This window comes from Streptomyces sp. NPDC048521 (genome assembly GCF_043199855.1).
GTDB lineage: Bacteria > Actinomycetota > Actinomycetes > Streptomycetales > Streptomycetaceae > Streptomyces.
Genome location: NZ_JBICWR010000015.1, coordinates 220,292 through 240,178, shown reverse-complemented (window position 1 = coordinate 240,178; position 19,887 = coordinate 220,292). Strand labels below are relative to the sequence as shown.

The following is a 19,887-nucleotide window of genomic DNA, read 5'->3' as shown; positions in this document are numbered from 1 at the left end:
CCCGGCCTACGCAGGCACCGGGCCGGTCGCATCCCGGATCGAGCACGGACCAGCCTCGGGCGCCGGCCCCTCCGGGCCGCCGGACATCACCCCGTGACACGGCCCCGGACCGCTGCGGGGCCGGTGGTCACGGTGCCTGCCGCGATCAGCAGGACACGGGTTCGCTCAGGCCCGGACGAACTCCACCGGCACCTTCAGCGCCACCGTGTGCTTGCTGTTGTTGGCCCACGGCACCGGACCGGTCAGCCGCACCTCGGCGACCCGGTCGAGCAACACGCTGAACAGCGTGCGCAGTTCGATGCGGGCCAGGTCCACCGCGAGGCAGCTGTGCGGCCCCCAGCCGAAGGCCACGTGCGGGTTGGGGTCCCGGCGCACGTCGAAGGACATGGCGTCGGCGAACACGCTCTCGTCCCGGTTGGCCGATGACCACCACAGTGTGACCTTGTCCCCGCGGCGGATCTGCACGTCGCGGAACGTGAAGTCCTCGGTGGCCGTCCGCCGGTTGTACGGCGTCGGCGTGGACCAGCGCATCATCTCCTCGACCGCGCTGCCCAGCAGGGACCGGTCCTCGCGCAGCGCCTGCCACTGGTCCGGCCGTTCGGCCAGGGCGAGCAGGCCCACCGCGATCACGTTACGGGTCGGCTCACTGCCGGCCAGGGACAGCAGGTTGACGAACACCTCGCGCTCGTAGTCGCGCAGCGGCGGCTCGCCGTGGCCTTCGGGCAGGTCCTTGGCGGCGATCACGGACAGGAAGTCCTGCGCCGGGGCGGCCCGCTTCTCGGCGATCAGCTTGACGCCGTACTCGTACATGGCCAGCAGCGCGGCCTGGCTGCGGGAGGAGGACTCGCCGGACTCGCGGTCCTCGTAGCCCATCACCACTTCGGTCCAGTCGACGAACTGCGGCCAGTCCGCGCGCGGCACGCCCATCAGCGCGGCCATGACCTCGACGGAGAAGCGGCCGGCGACGTCGTTCTGGAAGTCGCAGGAGCCCTGCTCCACGACCTCGGAGACGATCGCCTCCGCGCGTTCGGTGATGGTCGGGGTCAGCGCGTCCAGCACCGGACCGGTGACCGAGGGTGTGACCAACTCGCGCAGCAGCCGGTGCCGCGGGTCGTCCATCATGTTCAGCATCGCGCCGGAATAGGTGCCGGCGGGCAGGTCGTCGAGGTGGGTGCCGCCGCCCTCGCGGTCGCCGCCACCCTGGGAGGACAGCAGCGGATGGGCCGCGGCCTCGACCACGTCGGCGTAGCGGGAGAGCACCCAGAAGTTCTCACCGTCGCGGGTGCGGCCGGGCGGGTGCAGCAGGATGGGCGCTTCCCGGCGGAGCCGGGCGAAGACCTCGTGCGGGAACCCGTCGCCGAACCGGTCTTGGTCGCTGAGGTCGAAACCACCGAGAACGGTGGGTAACTCGGTTTGGGGAGTCTCAGTGGCGCTTCTTAACCGCGGGACGGCAGGTTGCTCCAACGACATGAAGTCTCCAGTTTTTGCGCTGACGCATCACGGGACGTCAAATGCACCAGCAGTGTCACCCGATCGTGGAAAAATCGTCAAGCGCCTCCTCGACCGGATCCGCTCTCGAACTGAGAGATAGGGATCCATTTATCGGCGGTTTGTTAAACACTTTCTATCGGTGGTTTGTCAAAGCGAGGAGTAGGGCAGTAACGGCGGGGGTGTCGGCATGATCGCGGGCGTCGGTGACTACGACCCTTGGGGAAGTGGCCGACAGGGGGTGGCGCGGGGGTGCGGCTGCGGTGAGGCGCGGCTGCGCGCCGGGGTGCGGGCACACGGTACGGATGAGCGCCGGTGGACGGACTCGCGTGTGCTGTCGCCAAAGTCACAGTGCACCAGCGGCAGTTGTGCCACTCGTTGTGGTCGGCGGCGGTGTGAGCGCCGGCGTCACCGGGCCGCAGCAGGCCCGCGGCCGGGCTCCCCGCCTCGGCCCGCCCCGTGGCCGACGAGCCGTGCCGCCGGGCGCGCGCAGCAGCAGCAACGGCTGGGCGACCTGGGGCAGCTCGCCGTCCGGCCGGCGCGGGAACACCCGCAGCGTGTGCGCCGCGTGCAGCGCACCGTCAGCGGGTAGCGCCCGGAAGCAAGCCTCTCCTCTACTCCCCTTCGTCCGCCGGGGCCGACGGCTGGGGCCGTCCCGGGCTGACCGGGCCGCTCGCGCAGCCCGGTGCCGCGGGGTCGGACGGTGCGGCCGTCACCGGTCGACGCCTCCCAGAACGGGGTCGATGGACGCGACGACGACGATGACGTCGGCCAATTGGCCGCCCTCGCACATCGCCGCCAGGGCCATCAGGTTGGTGAAGGACGGATCGCGGAAGTGGACCCGGTAGGGGCGGGTGCCGCCGTCGGAGACGACGTGCGCGGCCAGTTCCCCCTTCGGCGACTCGACGGCCGCGTAGGCCTGCCCCGGCGGGACGCGGAAGCCCTCGGTGACCAGCTTGAAGTGGTGGATCAGGGCCTCCATGGAGGTACCCATGATCTTCTTGATGTGGTCGAGGGAGTTGCCCAGGCCGTCGGGGCCGAGCGCGAGCTGAGCGGGCCAGGCGATCTTCTTGTCCGCGACCATCACCGGCCCCGGCGCCAGTCGGTCCAGGCACTGCTCGACGATCCGCAGCGACTGGCGCATCTCCTCCAGGCGGATCAGGAAGCGGCCGTAGGCGTCGCAGGTGTCGGCGGTCGGGACGTCGAAGTCGTACGTCTCGTAGCCGCAGTACGGGTCGGACTTGCGCAGGTCGTGCGGCAGACCGGCGGAACGCAGGATGGGCCCCGTGACGCCGAGTGCCATGCAGCCGGTGAGGTCGAGGTAGCCGACGTCGCGCATGCGGCCCTTGAAGACCGGGTTACCGGTGGCGAGCTTGTCGTACTCCGGGAGGTTCTTCCTGAGCGTCCTGACCAGGTCCCGCAGTTGGTCGACGGCGCCGGCCGGCAGGTCCTGGGCGAGGCCGCCGGGCCGGATGAACGCCTGATTCATGCGCAGGCCGGTGATCAACTCGAAGGCGTCCAGGATGAGTTCACGGTCGCGGAACCCATAGATCATGACCGTGGTCGCGCCCAGCTCCATACCGCCGGTGGCGATGGCCACCAAGTGCGAGGCGATGCGGTTGAGCTCCATGAGCATGACCCGGATGACGGTGGCCCGGTCGGGGATGTCGTCCTCGATGCCGAGGAGTTTCTCCACGCCCAGGCAGTACGCCGTCTCGTTGAAGAACGACGTGAGGTAGTCCATGCGCGTCACGAACGTGGTGCCCTGCGTCCACGTGCGGTACTCGATGCCCTTCTCGATCCCGGTGTGGAGGTAGCCGACGCCGCAGCGGGCCTCGGTGACGGTCTCGCCGTCGATCTCCAGGATCAGCCGGAGCACTCCGTGGGTGGAGGGGTGCTGAGGGCCCATGTTGACGACGATGCGCTCGTCGTCGGCGCGCGCGGCGGACTGGACGACCTCGTCCCAGTCCCCGCCGGTGACCGTGTAGACGGTGCCCTCGGTCGTCTCGCGGGCGCGGGACAGGGGGGTGGCGTTCGCGTGTGAGGTGGTCATCAGCTGTACGACCTCCGCTGGTCCGGAGCCGGGATCTGGGCGCCCTTGTACTCGACGGGGATGCCGCCGAGGGGGTAGTCCTTGCGCTGCGGGTGGCCCTGCCAGTCGTCCGGCATGATGATCCGGGTCAGGGCCGGGTGACCGTCGAAGATCAGCCCGAAGAAGTCGTAGGTCTCGCGCTCGTGCCAGTCGTTGGTCGGATAGATCTCCACCAGCGACGGCACGTGGGGGTCGGCGTCGGGCACCGAGATCTCCAGGCGGACCAGCCGGTTGTGGGTGATCGAACGCAGGTGGTACACGGCGTGCAGCTCGCGGCCCTGGTCGCCCGGGTAGTGGACACACGAGACGCCGGTGCACAACTCGAAACGCAGCGCGGGGTCGTCGCGCAGCGTACGGGCCACCCGCACGAGGTGCTCGCGCCGGATGTGGAAGGTGAGTTGGCCGCGGTCGACGACCGTTGTGGTGATGGCGTGGTCCGGGACGAGGCCCTGCTCCTCGAGCGCGCCCTCGAGTTCGTCGGCGACCAGGTCGAAGACGCCTTCCTCACCGGGCGCGCATCCCGGGCCGCCGTACGGCCGGGACGACGGGGCGGGCAGTGCGACCGTCCTGACCAGGCCGCCGTACCCGGAGGTGTCGCCGCCGTTGTCCGCGCCGAACATGCCCCGGCGGACGCCGATGACCTCACCGGCCGCCTCCCGCGCGGCGGGGATGTGCCCGACGCGTTGCGCAGGGGAGCCGGCCGGCAGAGTGCCGCTGCCGGTCAACGCAGCAGCCCCTTCATCTCGATGGTCGGGAGCGCCTTGAGCGCCGCTTCCTCGGCCTCGCGGGCCGCTTCCTGCGCGTTCACGCCCAGCTTCGAGGTCTGGATCTTGTGGTGCAGCTTGAGGATCGCGTCCATCAGCATCTCGGGGCGGGGCGGGCAGCCGGGGAGGTAGATGTCGACGGGGACGATGTGGTCGACGCCCTGGACGATCGCGTAGTTGTTGAACATGCCGCCCGAGGAGGCGCAGACGCCCATGGAGATGACCCACTTGGGGTGGGGCATCTGGTCGTAGATCTGCCGCAGGACGGGCGCCATCTTCTGGCTGACCCGGCCGGCGACGATCATCAGGTCGGCCTGGCGCGGTGAGCCGCGGAAGACCTCCATGCCGAACCGTGCAAGGTCGTACCTGCCCGCCCCCGCCGCCATTAACTCGAAGGCGCAGCACGCGAGGCCGAAGGTCGCGGGGAAGACGGACGACTTCCGTACCCAGCCCGCGGCCTCTTCGACGGTACTCAGCAGGAATCCGCTCGGGAGTTTCTCTTCAAGTCCCAATGGGTGCCCCTCAACCGTTGTAGTCCTCTGGTCCATTCCAAACCGCCGCGCCGCCGGACGTACGCGTGGGCGACGAAGTCGGTGAGCGGAAAGAGCAGCATCTCCACGTATCGGAACGGCCCAGTGATCCGAAAATGACGGCCCGGGGATACAAAGCGCCGCCGTCCGCGGGCGTGGAGGTGAGCTCGATGCCGCACTCGTGCGCTTCAGGTTCTGCCTGATCGAACCGTCCGGTGTGACGCGCACAGAGAAGACGGCGAACGCCGCCCGAGGGCGCCGAGCGCGAGGATGGGTGCGTAGGCGTTCACGCCCCTCAGCTCCTTCCAGTCGTCCTTGACCGATGGACCGTGCGCGTCAGGCGTCACTCACCACCTCCGACCCGGCCCGTGGCCGGTCCCGAGGACCGTCTTCGAGGGGTGTCCCCCCGCGAAGACCGCGACATTGTGAGGCAGTTCACAAGCCCGACCGGGAGCATCTTAAGCCCGACGGGCTGTGATCTGCGACATAGAACTCAGACGCCGGTTTGTGATCTTCACCACTCGATGGAGGATCATCACGATGAGCGAGACACAATCGCTATACACAGAGCGCCGGTTGATCACCAGGAGTGAGTTCCAGGGGGGGCTTCGCTGGTCAGTTGACGTCCCCTCTACCCAAGTCAGTGCGCCCAAGGCAACTTTGTCCTTGCTGGCGATGCATGGTAAAGGGGCATACTTCAGCCACATCGCGCTCGGCGCGTCGCGTACCGCGTCCAACGAGCGGATGCGGGCAGACCGTTGGTTCGCCCGGAGCGGTCTGCCCGTTGTTCAGGCCTTGATGGCGTTGAGGGCCAGGTTCAGGGAGCGCATGGCGGCGGCGTCGTCAGCCGTCGCCTTGCCGCGCAGCGCAGCGCCCTGAAAAGCGTCGATCAGAAACGCCGCAAGGTCAGTCGCGGGCTCCTGTGCCGTGATCTCACCGGTCCGCTGCCCCTGCTCGATCACCGGAGCCAGCACCCCGACCCACTCGGCGATGCTGCGGCGGACGACCGAGCCGACTTCCTCGCCTGCCGTGGGCGCCTCACTGGCCATGGTCATCAGCAGACATCCGTACTCGACGCCGGTGGAGCGGGTGCGCGCGGACTGGGCGGCGAAGTGTTCACGCAGTTGCTCGATCACCGGGAGACTGTCGCTGCCGAACATGGACAGGTCCGTCCCACGGCTGTAGCGACGGACGATCTCAGCGGCGAGTTCCTGCTTGCTCTTGAAGTGATTGTAGAAGGAGCCCTTCGGCACACCCGCGGCGTTGGTGATGTCCGCCACGCTGGCGGCACTGAAGCCTTGGCGGCGGAACACGGTCTCCGCGTGTTCGATCAGCTTTCCCCTGACGCTCACCTGAGGCATACCAGCAATATGGCCGGTCTGCTTGAAATTGTCAAAAAGTCATGCACTGCGACGGACGACGGGCCCGCGGGACCCGGCGGATGCACACGACGCGTCCCTACGCGGCCCTTTGGGCTGTCCGGGACATGTCCGGGACAGGTCGGGCCGGGGTCGAACGATGCGTTCCGCCCTACGATCCGTCGCCATGAACACCACACGGAGAACGATCCTGCGCGGAATGGTGGCGGCCCCGGTGGCATCGGCGGCGGGCGGCCTGACCCTGCCCGGCCAGGCCGCGGCGGCGGAGCGGTACCGGCTCAAGGGACGCTCCGCTCCCACGGGGGCGTCGGCGTACAGCTACCGGAGAGCCATCAACGGGCTGAGCTCCTTACTCGGGGGCCCGGTCTCCCTCAACGAGGTCCTGACGAGGACCCCGGCCCTGAAGGCGGACCGGGTCACCCGGTGGCCGGAGGATCAGGACGACGGGACCAAGCCCCGCCCCGACAAGGAGCCGGAAGAACTGCTGTACGCGTTCCGCTGGGCGAATGCCGACTTCGTCGACAAGAACTGGCGGCCGCAGGGCATCACCACCACCTACGACGCCAACGGCTCGGCACCCGCGACGCTGCTGGTGTCCTGGTACGGCAGGCTCGCGGCCGAGAAGCAGGGCGCGCGGATCAGCGTCGTCAACTGGAACGCGACAGGCGACCCGACGTACCAGCATGTACTGCTCGTGGAGCCGTACGGGCTCCGCGACGACGGAGGAGACCGGTACGACTTCCGCGAGTCGGACCTGCACGCGGGCGGCATCGCCTGGTACGGCAACAAGCTGTACGTCGCGGACAGCATGATCGGGACGACCGGCTTACGGGTGTACGACCTCGACCGGATCTTCAAGGTCACCAAGGGTCCGGGGCTCGGCCGCCAGGCGGACGGTACGTTTCACGCGCACGGGTACGACTACGTGCTGCCCCAGTGCTACGCCTATGACGCCACCGGCAGCGCGACACGTGGGTTCACGTTCTCGCAGGTGTCGCTGGACCGGACGAAGGGCCGGCCCGCGCTGCTGGTGAGCGAGTACCGGGCGGGCGGGAGCTGCCGGCTGGCGCGGTGGGAACTGGGGAGCCGGAGCAGTGGCTACCTGAGCAGCACGCAAGCCTCCTGGCAAGCCGCCGCGAACCGGGAGGTGCGGGTGCAGGGCGCGGTCAGGGCCGCCAACGGCAGGTACTACTTCTCATCGAGCCACGGCACGAAGAAGCCGGGACAACTGAGGTCGTGGCGGGAGGGGGCGGCCGCGGGACGGCGCGAGTCGTACCTCAACATCGGCTGTGAGGACCTCAGTTACAGCCGGATCAATGGCCGGGTGGCGCTGTGGACCCTTGGCGAGTACGCGAACGACCACGAGAGCGACAAGCCGAGCCACCTCGACCGCAGGGCGCCGTTCAGCCGCTATGTGTACGCCGTGAAGCCGTAGGCGGTGTCGGCTCGTCCTGCCGTACCGGCGCACCCGGCCGTCGGGGAGCAGGGTGACCCCGGTTGCCGGGCCCGGTGCGCACGAGTGCACGGGCTCACCGACGGTGAGGCGGGACGGGCCGACGCGCACCGGGAGCCGTTGGGCGGTGCGGAGGGCAACGGGCCGAGGTGACCGGAGCGGTCGGCGGGGGCTTGCGTGGCCGGCCGACCGCCTGGGCGCGGTAGCGGACGGCACCGTAGTGTCGGACGTGCGCCGGGAGCGGGAGCCGTCGAACGGGAGACAGTATGGATGCCATGAAGATCGGGGCAGTCGAGACCGACCGGTTGAGCCTCGTGCCGCTCGCTGTGGAGCACGCGGACGAGATGGCCGAGGTGCTCTCCGACCCGGCTCTTCATGTCTTCATCGGCGGTGCCCCGCACTCTGCGCAGGCTTTGCGGTCACGGTATGAACGCCTGGTGGCCGGCTCACCGGAGCCTTCCCAGACGTGGTGGAACTGGGTGATCCGGCTCCGCGAGGAGCAGCGCCTGACCGGGACGGTGCAGGCCACGGTCACTGCTGCTGAGCGCGGATATGCGGCCGAGGTCGCCTGGGTGGTCGGGACTCCGTGGCAAGGGCGCGGGATCGCCACCGAGGCCGCACGGGGGCTGGTCGCCTGGCTGCGGGAGCAAGGCGTCCGGGTGATCCGTGCCCACGTCCATCCGGATCACCACGCATCCGCTGCCGTTGCCGCTGCCGCGGGCCTGGCTCCCACCGATCACTGGCACGACGGCGAGATCAGGTGGGAACTTCCGGCGACGCAGTCACCCACCGGCAGCCGCTGACCGTTCGCGGCGCAGTCGTGCCGCGGCGTCGAACCCGTGCGGATCTCGTCGGCTCCACCGCGAAGTGGCCGTTGTCGGAGGGGAACACCCCGCAGGTGGCGAACGGGGCCGCTCCTGCGGGGGCGGGCGGGCTTCGGCTCCCTAGGCTCGTGCGAACCCGTGGCTCCGCTCCACTTTCGCCACATGCAGCGTGTAGTTCTGGTACCACTCGTCCCGCCCGCGCTTCTGCGCCGCGCGGTGCTCGGCGTTGGACCGCCACTCCGTGAGGGCGTCGGCGTCGCGGAAGTACCCGACGGTGATGGACAGCCCGCCCGGCGTCTGCGCGTGGTCCATTCCCAGGTACCCGGGGACGTCCTTCACCAGGTCTTCCATGCGTGCGTTGGTCTCGCTGTAGCCGCTCTGGTTCTGGGTTCGCACCGCGGTGAAGACAGCGACGTAGTACGGGGGTTCAAAGGCCTCGACGGGCGCGACAGGCGCTTCGAAGTGATGGCTCATGGCGCCACTGTAGGTCAGGATGCGCCCGGCGATCCGGCGCATTTCCTGAACGGGACACCTCAGGGATCCGGCTCTTGACCCCAGCTGTCACCGGTGGCGAACCACCTCGACACGTACGTCCTCCAGCCGGGCCGGCGCCCTCACGCCCCGGAGCCGGCGGCCCGGTTCTCACCCGTGCTGGTGGACCGGGCCGAGTACCTCGTCGGCACTGCGGGGTTCCGTGCGCGGCTGCTGGTTGAGCTTGTGGCGCTGGATGGAGGACTGCCGGTAGACCTCTTTGCGGGCTCGCATGATGTTGCCGAGGGGTGCGTGCTCGGCGGTGACCCGCCAGGGCGTGAATGTAGCTCTCGGTTCTCTCGATCACCGTCTGCAGGTACTCGTCGAAATGCGGGTCATCGTCTTCGACGTCCGGCGTGTAACGGACGAACTGTGCTGCCATGACTTCGACCTCTCCTCGGAGACCGTGGCGGGCCTCAGATGACCGGCAGCGCCCTCAGTCCTCCAGTTCGGCGAGCCAGCGCAGAGCACGCAGACCCGGCACGAAGCAGTACTCGCCGCCGCGGGTGACCACGAAGCCGGGCAGGTTCCGCAGACGGCGCCGGACCGGCTTCTCCGGGATGGTGGCGCTGCCGGTTCCGTCGTGATGGCCGGCCACCGGGTCCTTCTCGCCGGGATAGCCGATGAAGTTGCCGTCGTTGACCCACTCGGCCTTGATGAACTCGAACTGCCGTTCAAGATGGGCCCCGATGAAGACCCCGACCAGTCCCCGGTCGGCGCCGTCGTCCTCCAGCACGCCCTCGGGCAGGGGCGGGCCGTAGGTGGTGCCGCGGCGGATGAGGCGGTGCATCCGCGCGTCGCCGACGATGGTGGCGTCGCGGGGGTTGTTGCGCCGGATGTGCGCTCCGGCGGGGCACCGGTAGCCGCGGTCGTCGTTCTCCCGGTACAGGAAGTTGTTGACGCGGTGCGGATCCGCCGCCAGCTCCGGGTCGTCGTGCTCCGGCGTCAGCGTCAGCGGCGCTCCACTGGGCCAGCGGCCGATCATCTTCGCCGCCAGGAGTGCCTCCTCCTGCTCGCTGGAGGTGTTCGCACGCAGGTACTGGCGCCAGGCCGCCACATTGGTGTGGATCTTGCGGACGGCTGCGTAGGTCCCGTTGCGTCCCAGCACATCGGGGCTGGGCATGGGCGGCAGATTGCCGGTTTCGTCGGGGTAGCCGAGGATGAACTCGCCGGCCTTGATGGGGGGTTCCTGGGGGTTGGAGCACGGCAGTTCGACGCCTTCGATGTTCGGATGGCTGATGCCGTCGCGGAAGCCGAGGGTGGTGCGCCCGGTCGGAAGCTGTTTCACGTCCTGCTGCCAGATCACCTGGACACCGGGCGTGTCCTCGTAGACGACACGGGCTCGGCCCAACTCCTGCTCGAGCTGTGCCGCGTCGGACGACAGGGCGCTCAACGCGATGTGCACCTCGCCCGTTCCGAACGGTGCTTCCCAGTGCTCCGGGGCGCTCTCCCCCACGTCACCGATCAGCTTCGCCCGAGCGGCCATGCCCTCACGGAATGCCGGCGGAAAGCTGTCCAGCGCCTCCTGGGGCACCCCCAGGGCCTTCAGCCCCTGGTAGGTGAACGCCACAGCCACCCAGGCGTCCTGGCTCAGGTCCACGCTGGGCAGACCACCGGACGTCAACGGGAGCAGTCGCCGCAGCAGGGCCCGCCCGGCGTGGCGGTCGTCGACGCGCAGGAAGACGAACTCTCCCTCGTAGGGCACCGGCCGAGGACGTAGCGCCCCGCTCTGGATGTCATCGATCTCGATGTCCGCGCCGACTGTGCTGCTGCTGTCCGCCGTGTTCATGATGGCTCGTGCCTCCACATCGGTCTCTGACTGGGCAAGCCCGCAGCAATCGGGTGCGCGCCTGCCGACGCGGTCCACCGATGGTGTGTCGGCTCAGAGGGTCGGCTGTGCCGGGTTCTAGGCCGAGGCCTCCTCCAGCAGCTTCTGGAAGGCCGGCGTGGCCACCAACTCCGCGTTGGCCGGGTTCTCCAGCGCCGCCCGGAACGCAGGGGTGTCGAGTACCTCCTCGAACGCCTCTTCCACGCGGTGGTCCTTGTAGATCTGCTGAACGGTCAGATCGGGATAGGCGCTGACGAAGACCCCCGCGGGCTCCTGGTGGGCGAGGAACCACTCCTTCACCCCTGGATCTTTGATGCCGGGGAACCCTTCGCTGTGCGAGAAGACCTTGTCGAAGCGTTCCCCGACCACCGTTTTGGCGAAGTCGTCGATGTAGGTGTCCCAGGAGCCGTCGAAGACGCTGGCGAACATGAACCGGGTGTCGTTGTCGAAGATCACGTGCCGTGCGTCATGCAGAGTGCCGATCTGGCGCACCGCCGCATGGACCCTTTCGTCACCCGTCGGGTCGGCGAGCGCGGCAAGATCTTCACGCAGCGCGTTCGCATGGCCCTGCTTGATCTTGGTGAAGACGGTGAACTCGCTGCAGACCCCGTCCGCCCTGCCCGGGCGATCGGCGTGAGCCGATTGAGCTGTACCTGTCGTCGCAGTCATCCTGAGACTCTCCTGCCACGGATCGGTGCGAGGGACGCCAAGCGCTCGAACATGGGGCACCATCGCCCTCGCTTATCAACCGTGACCCCGCATGCATCGCCAAGCAACTGGGGTCCTGCGGGTGTGGAAAGCAGCCTCGGCTGCCGGCTGGCCTGTCCGACGCCGTGAACGTAGGAGCAGGTCGAAGCCAGATCCTCGGGTTGTGACGGGCTCCTGAGGACAGATCCGCAAAGGCGCAGGAAGATTGAACGGGATGTCCCGAGGAAGCCGTCGTGGCGTTCCCGAACAGCCGCTTCCGCGGAACACCGAGAAGCCGTCCGCGCGGCAAGCCGCGCCGGCCGCGGAACGGCTTTCCGTCGGGGAGTTCGCCGTTCACAAGCGCGGGTTCCGGGCGGGCGACGACCGCACTGGCGCCCCTTCTGCGGGCCGGGGGCGCGTGCGCGACAGGGCCGCGGCTGCCCGCCCGGGCGGTCGGGTCATCCCCTCCCGCGAAGCAGCCCCCGGAGGCAACCATGGGCAAAGTTCTCGGTGACGTGCTGGGTCTTGCGGCCGCTGTCGCGATCAGCCCGCTCCCGATCATCGCACTCATCCTGATCCTCGCCACGCCCAAGGGACGTCTCAACGGAACGCTGTTCACTGTCGGCTGGATCCTGGGACTTTCCGCACTGGGCGCGGTGATGCTGGCGATCGCCTCCCCTGCGGATGCCTCGGCCGACAAGCACCCGGCCACCTGGGTGGGAGCCCTGAAGCTCGCCCTGGGTGTGCTCCTCGTCCTCTTCGGCGCCCGGCAATGGCACCGACGCCCGAAGGATCCCTCGCAAGCCCAGCTGCCGAAGTGGATGAGCGCGATCGACCGCCTCACGCCGGTCAAGGTCTTCGGACTCGGACTGGGCCTGGCCGCGCTCAACGCCAAGAACGCCCCGCTGACCATCGCCGCGGCCGCCTCCATCGGCTCAGCCGGCCTGCCGGTGGGGCAACAGATCGGATCGCTGGCGATCTTCGTCCTGATCGCCACCCTCGGCCTGCTGGCACCACTGGGCGTCTTCCTGCTCGGAGGAGAGCCCGCCAAGAGCACGCTCGGCAATTGGAAAGACTGGGCGGCCCAGCACAATGTCGCCGTGATGGCGGTCCTGTTCTTCGTCCTGGGACTGAAACTGCTGGGAGACGGCGTCTCGATCCTCACCCCGTGACAGCCGCACCCCCTGACAGCCGAGGCGAGGTGCTGAGCCGGCGTGAAGGGGGTGCGTCGCGGGCGTGCACTGGGCCGGTAGCACGATCCCGTGGCGATCGCGGTCTGCGTACCCGCGGTGGTCAACCTGCCGCAACGGCGAAGGGACCGCCGGGGCCGAACGCGTACCGCGCGAAGTTGTCGGCGATGCGGCGGTGTCCTTCGGGGTCGGGGTGGATCTCGTCGGGCAACGGGTTTTCGGCGTAGTCCCTCTCGCCGTACAGGTCACGACCGTCGAGGTAGTGCAGGTTCGGGTCGTCGGCCGCCCGCTGTTCGACGATGTGGGCGAGTTCGTCGCGGATGACATGGAGCGTCAGGCGGCCCGTGGCGCGTTCCGCCGGATCGCCCGTGGCCTTGAACCGCAAGGTCCCCCCGTCGAAGTCGGGCGCGAGGGGACCGGGCGTGTCCTCCTGGACCGGGCACAGGATGGGGGACACGACCAGCAGCGGCGTGGCCGGATGCCCCTCGCGGATGGTGTCGAGGAAGCCGTGCACCGCGGGGGTGAAGGCGCGCAGGCGCATCGCGTCGGTGTTGACGACGTTGATGCCGATCTTGAGGCTGATCAGGTCCGCGGGGGCGTCCCGCATGGCACGGGCGGTGAACGGGTCGAGCAGCGCGCTGCCGCCGAACCCCAGGTTGACCAGCTCCACGCCGCCCTGGGCCGCGGCCAAGGCCGGCCAGATGGCGGTCGGGTGGGCGGCGTTGGAGCCGTGGCTGATGGAACTGCCGTGGTGCAGCCACACCCTGCGTCCGCGGTCGGGTGCCGGCTCGACGGGGGCATCGGTGCGCAGGGCGATCAGCTCGGTGATCTCCGTGTGCGGAAGCCAGATCTCGACGTCCTTGTCACGCGCCGGCAGACCGGTGAAGCGGGCGGCGCCGGCAGGCCCCTCGCTCAGTTCGGAGGCCTGGGTGACCATGTCGGTGATCGTGCGGACGTTGCCGCCGGCCACCGTGGCCTGGGCCGCGAGACGGCCGTCGACCAGCAGGTCGTAGACGCCGTCCGCCGGGGCCGGGAAACCTCGGTAGACGCGCTTGGTGGGCAGCGTGTCCAGTTCGATGACGGTGGCCCGGGTGCGGAAGGCCAGCCGCACCCCGGACGGCTGGGCCTCCGCCATGGCCAGTTGCTCGTCGGGGATCTGCCGACGCGCCGGACCGGGCAGCCGGTGCGGGAGCAGGCCGCGCGCGGTCGGTTCGAGCTCGAGGAAACCGCGGAGGATGTCCGCGGTGACGGGTGTGGTGGTCCAGTCGTGCTCGGTGTTCATCGCCCCAGCCTGTCGATCGGGATGCATGAGTTGTTCGCGGATCAGGGTGTGTCCCGGTCAGCCCAGGCGCTCCGGAGACAGACCAGCTCGAACCATAACCTTGCCCCTACTCAGCGATAGCCATTATGAAGTTGCCTAATACTTTTAGGCAACTTAGCCTGCCACTTATGAAGCCACTGACCGAGCCAGAGATCCGTAGCGCCTTCGTGAACTTGCACCAAGGGCGAGGCGAAGCGCCTGTCCGTTCCCGTGACCTCGCCGCGTTCATCGCCGAGATCACCACATGAAGCCCGTGGCCGACGTCATCCGCCCGACGCTCCGACCGTTGCACGCCGGACGGTCCCGGAGGGTCAGGCCGGCGCCGGCTGTCCGGTCCGCTCGACGACGACCATGGCCATGTCGTCGTTCAGCCGTCCGCCGACGTACTCGTCCAGATCGGCGATGATCCTCCGGAGCAGTTGCCCGGGCCCGTGGTCGACCCAGGCCGCGGCGCGTTCGGCGAGCGGATAGAAGACGCCCCGGCCGTCACGCGCCTCCGTGACCCCGTCGGTGTAGAGAACCAGCCGGTCGCCGGGGGCGAAGGGAAAGACCGCGGTGGCGTAGGTAGCGTCGAAGATCGCACCGAGACCGAGCGGAGGCGCCGGCTCGGGCACGGCGAGCGCGATCGCCGTGCCACTGTCTTCGCGCAGCAGCAGGGGCGGCGGATGCCCGCAGCTGATCACGTGCACCACCGGCTGGTCGTCCGGGATGTCCAGCACCACCGCCGTCACGAACCGTTCGTGTACGTCGTCCGCGGCCCCGGAGAACTCCCGCAGACCCCAGTGGACCGCGTCCTCCACGTATGCCACCAGGTCGGGCAGCGGCAACTCCCTGTGGGCGGCGGCCCGGAAGGCGCCCAGCACGATGGCGGTGTCGCTGATGGAGGCGAGGCCCTTGCCGCGTACGTCTCCGATGACCAGCCGGGTCGACCCGCTGGTGCGCGCCATGGCGAACAGATCGCCGCCGATACCCGTGTCGGCCTCGGCACTGCGGTACGCCGAGGCCAGGGACACCGGCCCGGCCCGCTCCGGAAGGGGGCGCAGTACGACGCGCTGGGTGGCGTCGGACACCGAACGCGCCCGGACCAGCTCGCACTCGCGCCGGTCCCGCAGACGGGCGAACAGGGCCAGGAGGGCGGAGAGCACGGCGAGCGCCGCAGCCTCGACCAGGACGCTCTCGGTCGCCAGGGTTCCTCGCTCCCACCCGGCGCCGACCAGCGCGAGCACCGCCAGTGTGCCGACCAGCGCGGTGGTCCGCGGTCCGGCACCCATGGCAGTGATCGCGACGGCCACCACCAGCAGGTGGGCGAGGTGAACGTCCGGGGGCAGGAAAGCGTCGGCGACCGGGATGGCCACGATCACCAGCAGTGGTCCGACCAGCCACCACTGGTACGGAGGCGTCCGGCTCCAGCCCCGTAGCTTCTGGGCGACAGAACTCACCCCGGTCTCAGCGCTCATGCCTGGGCACTCCTGCTTCGGCTCTCTCATCATGACGACGTGCATAACCACGAGCCGACCACCGGTGATTCCAGCCGGGGTGACGAGGACCCTCGGCCGATCACAGGCGTGCCCTCCATGCAAACGCTCGCCGCTCGACCGCGTCCCTGCCGGCCTCCGCATCCGACATCAGCCACCGCACGGGCGGTTACGTCCGTTGCGCCGGCGGCGGGGTCCGGCCGGCAGGCCGAGTTCGGCGGCCGACGGGCCACGCCGACAGGCCGGGTCGTCCCACCAGCACGCTGCGCATCCTGCTGATCGGTGCGACGGACTGACGGCAGCCTGTTTCCGTACCCTGGTGGCATGCGCATGCGCCCTACTCTGAGCTGGACCCCTACCGAGGACCTGCCGCCGGGCACCACCGATCTCGAACCGGTCGCCGATGCGCTGAGCACCGGCGGTGTGCTGGTCCTCAGCGGGGCGGGCATCTCCACGGAGTCGGGCATCCCCGACTACCGGGGCAAGGGCGGGAGCCTGAGCCGGCACACCCCGATGACGTATCAGGACTTCACCGGCAGCGCCCAGGCGCGGCGCCGGTACTGGGCGCGCAGCCACCTCGGCTGGCGCACCTTCGGCCGCGCCCGCCCCAACGCCGGGCACCGGGCCGTGGCCGCGTTCGCTCGGCACGGACAGGTCTCGGGTGTGATCACCCAGAACGTCGACGGCCTGCACCAAGCGGCCGGCAGCAAGGGTGTCGTGGAACTCCACGGAAGCCTGGACCGGGTCGTCTGTCTTTCCTGCGGCGCCTTCAGCCCGCGCCGGGAACTCGCCCGGCGGCTGGAGGAGGCCAATCCAGGCTTCGAGCCGGTGGCCGCAGGGATCAACCCGGACGGTGACGCCGACCTCACCGACGACCAGGTCGGGGACTTCCGCGTGCTGCCCTGCACGATCTGCGGCGGCATCCTCAAACCCGATGTGGTGTTCTTCGGCGAGGCCGTTCCGCCGCAGCGGGTCGAGCACTGCCGCACGCTGGTCCGTGAAGCGGCCTCGCTGCTGGTCCTGGGCTCCTCACTGACGGTGATGTCCGGACTCCGGTTCGTCCGGCAGGCAGCCCAGGCCGGGAAACCCGTGCTGATCGTCAACCAGGATCCGACCCGAGGCGACCGGCACGCCCTCACCCGAGTCGCGCTCCCCCTGGGGACAGCCCTCACCACCGTGGCCGGCCGCCTGGGCATCCCCCTCGACGGCCATACGGCGGCGTCGACGAAGTCCTGACGGTGGTGGGTCGCCCACGGGGTTCACGTCGAGGCCGGCGCGTATCGGTTCCTGCTCATCACCGCGGCTTCCGAAGGACGCCCCCGAAGCAACCACGTGCCGCGTCGGGACGGTGATCCGACCGGCCCAGTGCGCCACGACGAACGCTCCGTAGGACCAGCCGACCAGCAGGGCCCGGTCGACACCCCTGGCGGCGAGAACGGCATCGACGTCCTGTGCCCTTTCAGAGGCTGCGGGCGGTGATGTCGCCGTGGGAGGTGGTGGCGCGGATGTCGAGTTCGGCGGTGCCATCGTTCTTGAGGGCGTTGCTGATGCGGCCGTAGCCGGTGCTGGCATCCAGGGCGGCCGAGACGCCGCCGGCGGCGGCGACCGAGATGTCTCCGGACTGGGTGCGGAGCACGACCGTGCCGCGCACGGCCTCGTTGATCCGGATGTCGCCCCTCGCTGTGCTGATCTCCGCGGGGCCGTTGAGGCGGCCGATCTCGACATCGCCGTCGATCGCGGTGAGGTGGACGCTCGCGGCCTCGTCGATCTTGATCTGGCGGTACGCGCCTTCGAAGGCGACGTCGCCCAGCCGGCCGACGCCGCGCAGCTCGGAGCCGGCGGCCTTGGCCTCGACGCGGGAGCCGGCGGGCAGCTGGACGGTGACCTCCATGGATCCGGACGGGCCGAACAGCCGGCTCTGGGGCTCGGCGGTGTGGATCCGCAGGACGCCGTCGGCGTAGGCGACGGCGGTCTGCTCGGCGGCCTGGACGTCGCGGCTCTTGGCGGGGTTGGCGGGACGGACCTCGACGGTGGTGTCAACGCGGTCGGCGGCGATGAACTGGATGCGTCCGGCGGGGATGTCCACGACGGCGGAGATCGGGGCGGGGGTGTCGAACTTCTGCATCGTGCTCTCCTGTGCTCACTCGTTGTTTCTGACACCGGAAACGCTACGTTGCTTTCCATAGTTCGACAACATACTCGTTGCATAAAATCAGCATTCATGCAGCTCAGGACAAGGAAACTGTTGCAACTACTATGAAAGGAACGCAACGAACATAGCCCCGGTCATTGCAATGAGGGAAAAGTGAACGCTATGCTGGAGGGGCCAGGGACCACCACGAAGGATCACCGAGGAGATCGCGATGCCGGGAGGCAGGCTCACCCAGCAGGAACGCCAGCAGATCGCGCTGGGGCTGGCCGACGGCCTCCCCTACGCCGAGATCGCCCGGCGCCTGGGCCGCCCGACCTCGACGATCACACGTGAGGTGATGCGCAACGGCGGCCCCACCGCCTACCGCGCCGACCTGGCCCACCGCGCCACCGAGCGCCGCGCCCACCGGCGCAGGCCCGCGTCCTCCCGGAGCCCGGAGTCAGTCCCCCAGCCGCACGGACGCGATGCCGAGGCCGTGGCCGAGTACGAGGAGACGCTCACCACCGTCCTCATGGCCTCGGGCCTGCCCAAGATGACGGCCCGGGTGCTGACCTGCCTGTTCACCACCGACGCGGGCAGCCTCACCGCGTCCCAACTCGCCCAGCGCCTCCAGGTCAGCCCGGCGTCGATCTCCAAGGCGATCACCTTCCTGGAGGGCCAGAGCCTCGTCCGCCGAGAACGCGACGAACGCCGCCGTGACCGCTACGTCGTCGACGACGAACTCTTCTACCAGGCGACGATCGCCAGCGCCCGGTCCAACGACCAGCTCGTCGCCACCGCACGCCAAGGCGTCGCCGTCCTCGGCCCCCACACCCCCGCCGCCACCCGCCTGGAGAACATCGCCCGCTTCCTCGACTTCATCAGCGAAAGCATCACCCGTGCCGCCGAACAGGCCCGCGAAGTCCTCCACACCAAACCCGCACCGACCTCGAACGACACCGCCCGACCGATTCCAGACCGAGACCACGGATAGACAGCCGTCGCGATCGTCGCGGGCAGGCTCACCCCCGGCGTCGCCGAGGTGGGACAGCCCGCGGCCTCGCCGAGGAGGGACAGCCCGGAGTATCGCCACTCGTGCGAGGCCCAGCCCGTCCCCCGCCCCCCGGCAGCCGTGTTCCTGCCGGCAGGGCGCACGGTCTGGCCGTAGGAGCCGAGCGGTAGAGGTGTCGGGGCGGACGCCGCGCGGCCCGAGGACCTTGGCCGGCCCTGGGGACGACGACGGGTGAGGAAGACCGGCCCGGGAGTGCGGCCCTTGAGCGGCCCAGGGAGCAGCCGGGGAAGCAGCCGCGCCGTGCCGGCGTCCCGGAACACCGTCTGAGGCACCGCCTCCAGCGCGAGGTGCTCGCGTCCCCGACCACGGGCGGCGGGCCTCCGGCTGGGTGCCCTTGGCCCTCACCTGAGCACGGCGACCGGCCAGGTCTCCCTGAGCAGAGGGCGTGCCGATCAGGCCGTTGTCTTCGACTGGGACGTGCTGCCCTGGGAGCGCAGTTGCTCATTGATGCGCTGGGCTTCTTCGAGCTGGTCCTCGAGGATGACGATGCGGCAGGCAGCCTCGATGGGGGTGCCCTGGTCGACGAGTTCGCGGGCGCGGGCGGCGATGCGCAGTTGGTAGCGGGAGTAGCGGCGGTGGCCGCCTTCAGAGCGCAGGGGGGTGATCAGGCGGTGTTCGCCGAGGGCTCGGAGGAAGGCGGGGGTGGTGCCGAGCATCTCGGCGGCCCGGCCCATGGTGTAGGCGGGATAGTCGTCATCGTCGAGATTGTCGACGGGACGGGAACCAGCAGGGGGCATAGACCTCTTCTTTCGGGGACGCGTCGGGGGGCCCGGGTGCCTTGTCGGCACCCGGGCCCCGAGCTTTCAACACCATCTACCGGCATACTGCGCCGGCCTTCTTTGTCCGCAGGTTCCGCCTGAGAGGGCGGGGCTGCGGGGATCGCGGATGCGTGACCGGGGACCACCTTCCAATCCGGGGCCTGCGGTACCCGGACGGACTTCTTCCTCGCCCGGGCGATCCTGATGGCGTTCTGCTCCTTACCTTCGGTTACTCGGTTGTACTACGGAAACGCGGGTACTGCTCGACTGCTCGCGACCCTGGGGCCGCGTCCTGCTTGACCTGCATGTACGGCAGTTCGTCTCTGCCGTACCCTCATCGACTTCCTGGGTACAACAGAAACGG

Annotated in this window: 18 protein-coding genes and 3 pseudogenes; 6 read left to right on the top strand and 15 right to left on the bottom strand. The window is 69.3% G+C overall.

The genetic code is table 11. The annotated features are described in order from the left end of the window. Positions 1–165 precede the first annotated feature (165 nt). From ACGFRF_RS30655 to ACGFRF_RS30625, 7 genes and pseudogenes are all read right to left on the bottom strand, one after another. Positions 166–1,470, bottom strand: a complete 1,305-nt coding sequence (locus tag ACGFRF_RS30655; RefSeq protein WP_393745473.1) for a cytochrome P450 — start codon at positions 1,468–1,470, stop codon at positions 166–168. Between the two features lie 499 nt (positions 1,471–1,969). Next, positions 1,970–2,062: pseudogene (locus ACGFRF_RS30650) on the bottom strand (esterase); the annotation flags it as partial. Between the two features lie 138 nt (positions 2,063–2,200). Further along, on the bottom strand, positions 2,201–3,541 hold the full coding sequence (locus tag ACGFRF_RS30645; protein WP_393745471.1) for an NADH-quinone oxidoreductase subunit D: 1,341 nt from the start codon (positions 3,539–3,541) through the stop codon (positions 2,201–2,203). Then, positions 3,541–4,287, bottom strand: a complete 747-nt coding sequence (locus tag ACGFRF_RS30640) for an NADH-quinone oxidoreductase subunit C (protein WP_393745492.1) — start codon at positions 4,285–4,287, stop codon at positions 3,541–3,543. Before ACGFRF_RS30640 ends, ACGFRF_RS30645 begins: the two co-directional genes overlap by 1 nt. 14 nt (positions 4,288–4,301) lie before the next feature. Then, complete coding sequence (locus ACGFRF_RS30635; protein WP_393745469.1) at positions 4,302–4,856, bottom strand: NuoB/complex I 20 kDa subunit family protein; 555 nt, start codon at positions 4,854–4,856, stop codon at positions 4,302–4,304. Positions 4,857–4,888: 32 nt separating this feature from the next. After that, positions 4,889–5,164 (bottom strand): annotated as a pseudogene (locus ACGFRF_RS30630) (NADH-quinone oxidoreductase subunit A); the annotation flags it as partial. 498 nt (positions 5,165–5,662) lie between these two features. After that, positions 5,663–6,235: a TetR/AcrR family transcriptional regulator gene (locus tag ACGFRF_RS30625; RefSeq protein ID WP_393745467.1), complete on the bottom strand. Its 573-nt coding sequence runs from the start codon at positions 6,233–6,235 to the stop codon at positions 5,663–5,665. Between the two features lie 184 nt (positions 6,236–6,419). Here ACGFRF_RS30625 and ACGFRF_RS30620 point away from each other — a divergent pair, with 184 nt between their 5' ends. Both ACGFRF_RS30620 and ACGFRF_RS30615 read left to right on the top strand, forming a co-directional pair. Next, positions 6,420–7,688, top strand: a complete 1,269-nt coding sequence (locus tag ACGFRF_RS30620; RefSeq protein WP_393745465.1) for a hypothetical protein — start codon at positions 6,420–6,422, stop codon at positions 7,686–7,688. A 284-nt stretch (positions 7,689–7,972) separates the two neighbouring features. Then, entirely contained in the window at positions 7,973–8,509 is a 537-nt protein-coding gene (locus ACGFRF_RS30615) for a GNAT family N-acetyltransferase (RefSeq protein ID WP_393745463.1), read from the top strand. A gap of 141 nt (positions 8,510–8,650) precedes the next feature. Here the strand turns inward: ACGFRF_RS30615 and ACGFRF_RS30610 are convergent, their stop codons facing one another. The 4 genes from ACGFRF_RS30610 to ACGFRF_RS30595 form a co-directional block, all read right to left on the bottom strand. Continuing rightward, positions 8,651–9,004, bottom strand: a complete 354-nt coding sequence (locus tag ACGFRF_RS30610; RefSeq protein ID WP_393745461.1) for an antibiotic biosynthesis monooxygenase family protein — start codon at positions 9,002–9,004, stop codon at positions 8,651–8,653. A 168-nt stretch (positions 9,005–9,172) separates the two neighbouring features. After that, complete coding sequence (locus ACGFRF_RS30605) at positions 9,173–9,295, bottom strand: hypothetical protein (RefSeq protein WP_393745459.1); 123 nt, start codon at positions 9,293–9,295, stop codon at positions 9,173–9,175. A gap of 202 nt (positions 9,296–9,497) precedes the next feature. Beyond that, positions 9,498–10,850: a Dyp-type peroxidase gene (locus ACGFRF_RS30600; RefSeq protein ID WP_393745457.1), complete on the bottom strand. Its 1,353-nt coding sequence runs from the start codon at positions 10,848–10,850 to the stop codon at positions 9,498–9,500. A gap of 117 nt (positions 10,851–10,967) precedes the next feature. After that, entirely contained in the window at positions 10,968–11,558 is a 591-nt protein-coding gene (locus ACGFRF_RS30595; protein WP_393745455.1) for a hypothetical protein, read from the bottom strand. 512 nt (positions 11,559–12,070) lie between these two features. On the opposite strand from ACGFRF_RS30595, the gene ACGFRF_RS30590 reads away from it, so the two are divergent. After that, positions 12,071–12,748 (top strand): GAP family protein, encoded by a 678-nt coding sequence (locus ACGFRF_RS30590; RefSeq protein WP_393745453.1) that lies wholly within the window; start codon positions 12,071–12,073, stop codon positions 12,746–12,748. Positions 12,749–12,869: 121 nt separating this feature from the next. Here ACGFRF_RS30590 and ACGFRF_RS30585 read toward each other — a convergent pair whose 3' ends face one another. Next, positions 12,870–14,048: a GDSL-type esterase/lipase family protein gene (locus ACGFRF_RS30585; RefSeq protein WP_393745451.1), complete on the bottom strand. Its 1,179-nt coding sequence runs from the start codon at positions 14,046–14,048 to the stop codon at positions 12,870–12,872. A gap of 167 nt (positions 14,049–14,215) precedes the next feature. Here ACGFRF_RS30585 and ACGFRF_RS30580 point away from each other — a divergent pair. Then, positions 14,216–14,297: pseudogene (locus tag ACGFRF_RS30580) on the top strand (FBP domain-containing protein); the annotation flags it as partial. Between the two features lie 101 nt (positions 14,298–14,398). On the opposite strand, the gene ACGFRF_RS30575 reads toward ACGFRF_RS30580, so the two are convergent. Then, the gene (locus ACGFRF_RS30575) at positions 14,399–15,544 is read right to left on the bottom strand and encodes a PP2C family protein-serine/threonine phosphatase (RefSeq protein ID WP_393745449.1); all 1,146 of its coding nucleotides are present in this window, start codon (positions 15,542–15,544) and stop codon (positions 14,399–14,401) included. A 342-nt stretch (positions 15,545–15,886) separates the two neighbouring features. On the opposite strand from ACGFRF_RS30575, the gene ACGFRF_RS30570 reads away from it, so the two are divergent. Further along, on the top strand, positions 15,887–16,798 hold the full coding sequence (locus ACGFRF_RS30570; protein WP_393745447.1) for an NAD-dependent protein deacetylase: 912 nt from the start codon (positions 15,887–15,889) through the stop codon (positions 16,796–16,798). Positions 16,799–17,021: 223 nt separating this feature from the next. Here ACGFRF_RS30570 and ACGFRF_RS30565 read toward each other — a convergent pair whose 3' ends face one another. After that, positions 17,022–17,687, bottom strand: coding sequence for a DUF4097 family beta strand repeat-containing protein (locus ACGFRF_RS30565; RefSeq protein ID WP_393745445.1), 666 nt, complete (start codon positions 17,685–17,687; stop codon positions 17,022–17,024). A gap of 238 nt (positions 17,688–17,925) precedes the next feature. Here ACGFRF_RS30565 and ACGFRF_RS30560 point away from each other — a divergent pair, with 238 nt between their 5' ends. Then, on the top strand, positions 17,926–18,687 hold the full coding sequence (locus tag ACGFRF_RS30560) for a helix-turn-helix domain-containing protein (RefSeq protein WP_393745443.1): 762 nt from the start codon (positions 17,926–17,928) through the stop codon (positions 18,685–18,687). A gap of 470 nt (positions 18,688–19,157) precedes the next feature. On the opposite strand, the gene ACGFRF_RS30555 is transcribed toward ACGFRF_RS30560, so the two are convergent. Further along, entirely contained in the window at positions 19,158–19,502 is a 345-nt protein-coding gene (locus tag ACGFRF_RS30555; RefSeq protein ID WP_393745441.1) for a helix-turn-helix domain-containing protein, read from the bottom strand. Positions 19,503–19,887 lie beyond the last annotated feature (385 nt).

Coding starts and splice junctions, on each gene's coding strand:
- ACGFRF_RS30595 (WP_393745455.1), bottom strand. CDS start 11,558: ATGACTGCGACGACAGGTACAGCTCAATCGGCTCACGCCGATCGCCCG.
- ACGFRF_RS30605 (WP_393745459.1), bottom strand. CDS start 9,295: ATGCGAGCCCGCAAAGAGGTCTACCGGCAGTCCTCCATCCAGCGCCAC.
- ACGFRF_RS30555 (WP_393745441.1), bottom strand. CDS start 19,502: ATGCCCCCTGCTGGTTCCCGTCCCGTCGACAATCTCGACGATGACGAC.
- ACGFRF_RS30610 (WP_393745461.1), bottom strand. CDS start 9,004: ATGAGCCATCACTTCGAAGCGCCTGTCGCGCCCGTCGAGGCCTTTGAA.
- ACGFRF_RS30585 (WP_393745451.1), bottom strand. CDS start 14,048: ATGAACACCGAGCACGACTGGACCACCACACCCGTCACCGCGGACATC.
- ACGFRF_RS30645 (WP_393745471.1), bottom strand. CDS start 3,541: ATGACCACCTCACACGCGAACGCCACCCCCCTGTCCCGCGCCCGCGAG.
- ACGFRF_RS30600 (WP_393745457.1), bottom strand. CDS start 10,850: ATGAACACGGCGGACAGCAGCAGCACAGTCGGCGCGGACATCGAGATC.
- ACGFRF_RS30570 (WP_393745447.1), top strand. CDS start 15,887: ATGCGCATGCGCCCTACTCTGAGCTGGACCCCTACCGAGGACCTGCCG.
- ACGFRF_RS30615 (WP_393745463.1), top strand. CDS start 7,973: ATGGATGCCATGAAGATCGGGGCAGTCGAGACCGACCGGTTGAGCCTC.
- ACGFRF_RS30575 (WP_393745449.1), bottom strand. CDS start 15,544: ATGAGCGCTGAGACCGGGGTGAGTTCTGTCGCCCAGAAGCTACGGGGC.
- ACGFRF_RS30655 (WP_393745473.1), bottom strand. CDS start 1,470: ATGTCGTTGGAGCAACCTGCCGTCCCGCGGTTAAGAAGCGCCACTGAG.
- ACGFRF_RS30590 (WP_393745453.1), top strand. CDS start 12,071: ATGGGCAAAGTTCTCGGTGACGTGCTGGGTCTTGCGGCCGCTGTCGCG.
- ACGFRF_RS30625 (WP_393745467.1), bottom strand. CDS start 6,235: ATGCCTCAGGTGAGCGTCAGGGGAAAGCTGATCGAACACGCGGAGACC.
- ACGFRF_RS30565 (WP_393745445.1), bottom strand. CDS start 17,687: ATGCAGAAGTTCGACACCCCCGCCCCGATCTCCGCCGTCGTGGACATC.
- ACGFRF_RS30560 (WP_393745443.1), top strand. CDS start 17,926: ATGCCGGGAGGCAGGCTCACCCAGCAGGAACGCCAGCAGATCGCGCTG.
- ACGFRF_RS30620 (WP_393745465.1), top strand. CDS start 6,420: ATGAACACCACACGGAGAACGATCCTGCGCGGAATGGTGGCGGCCCCG.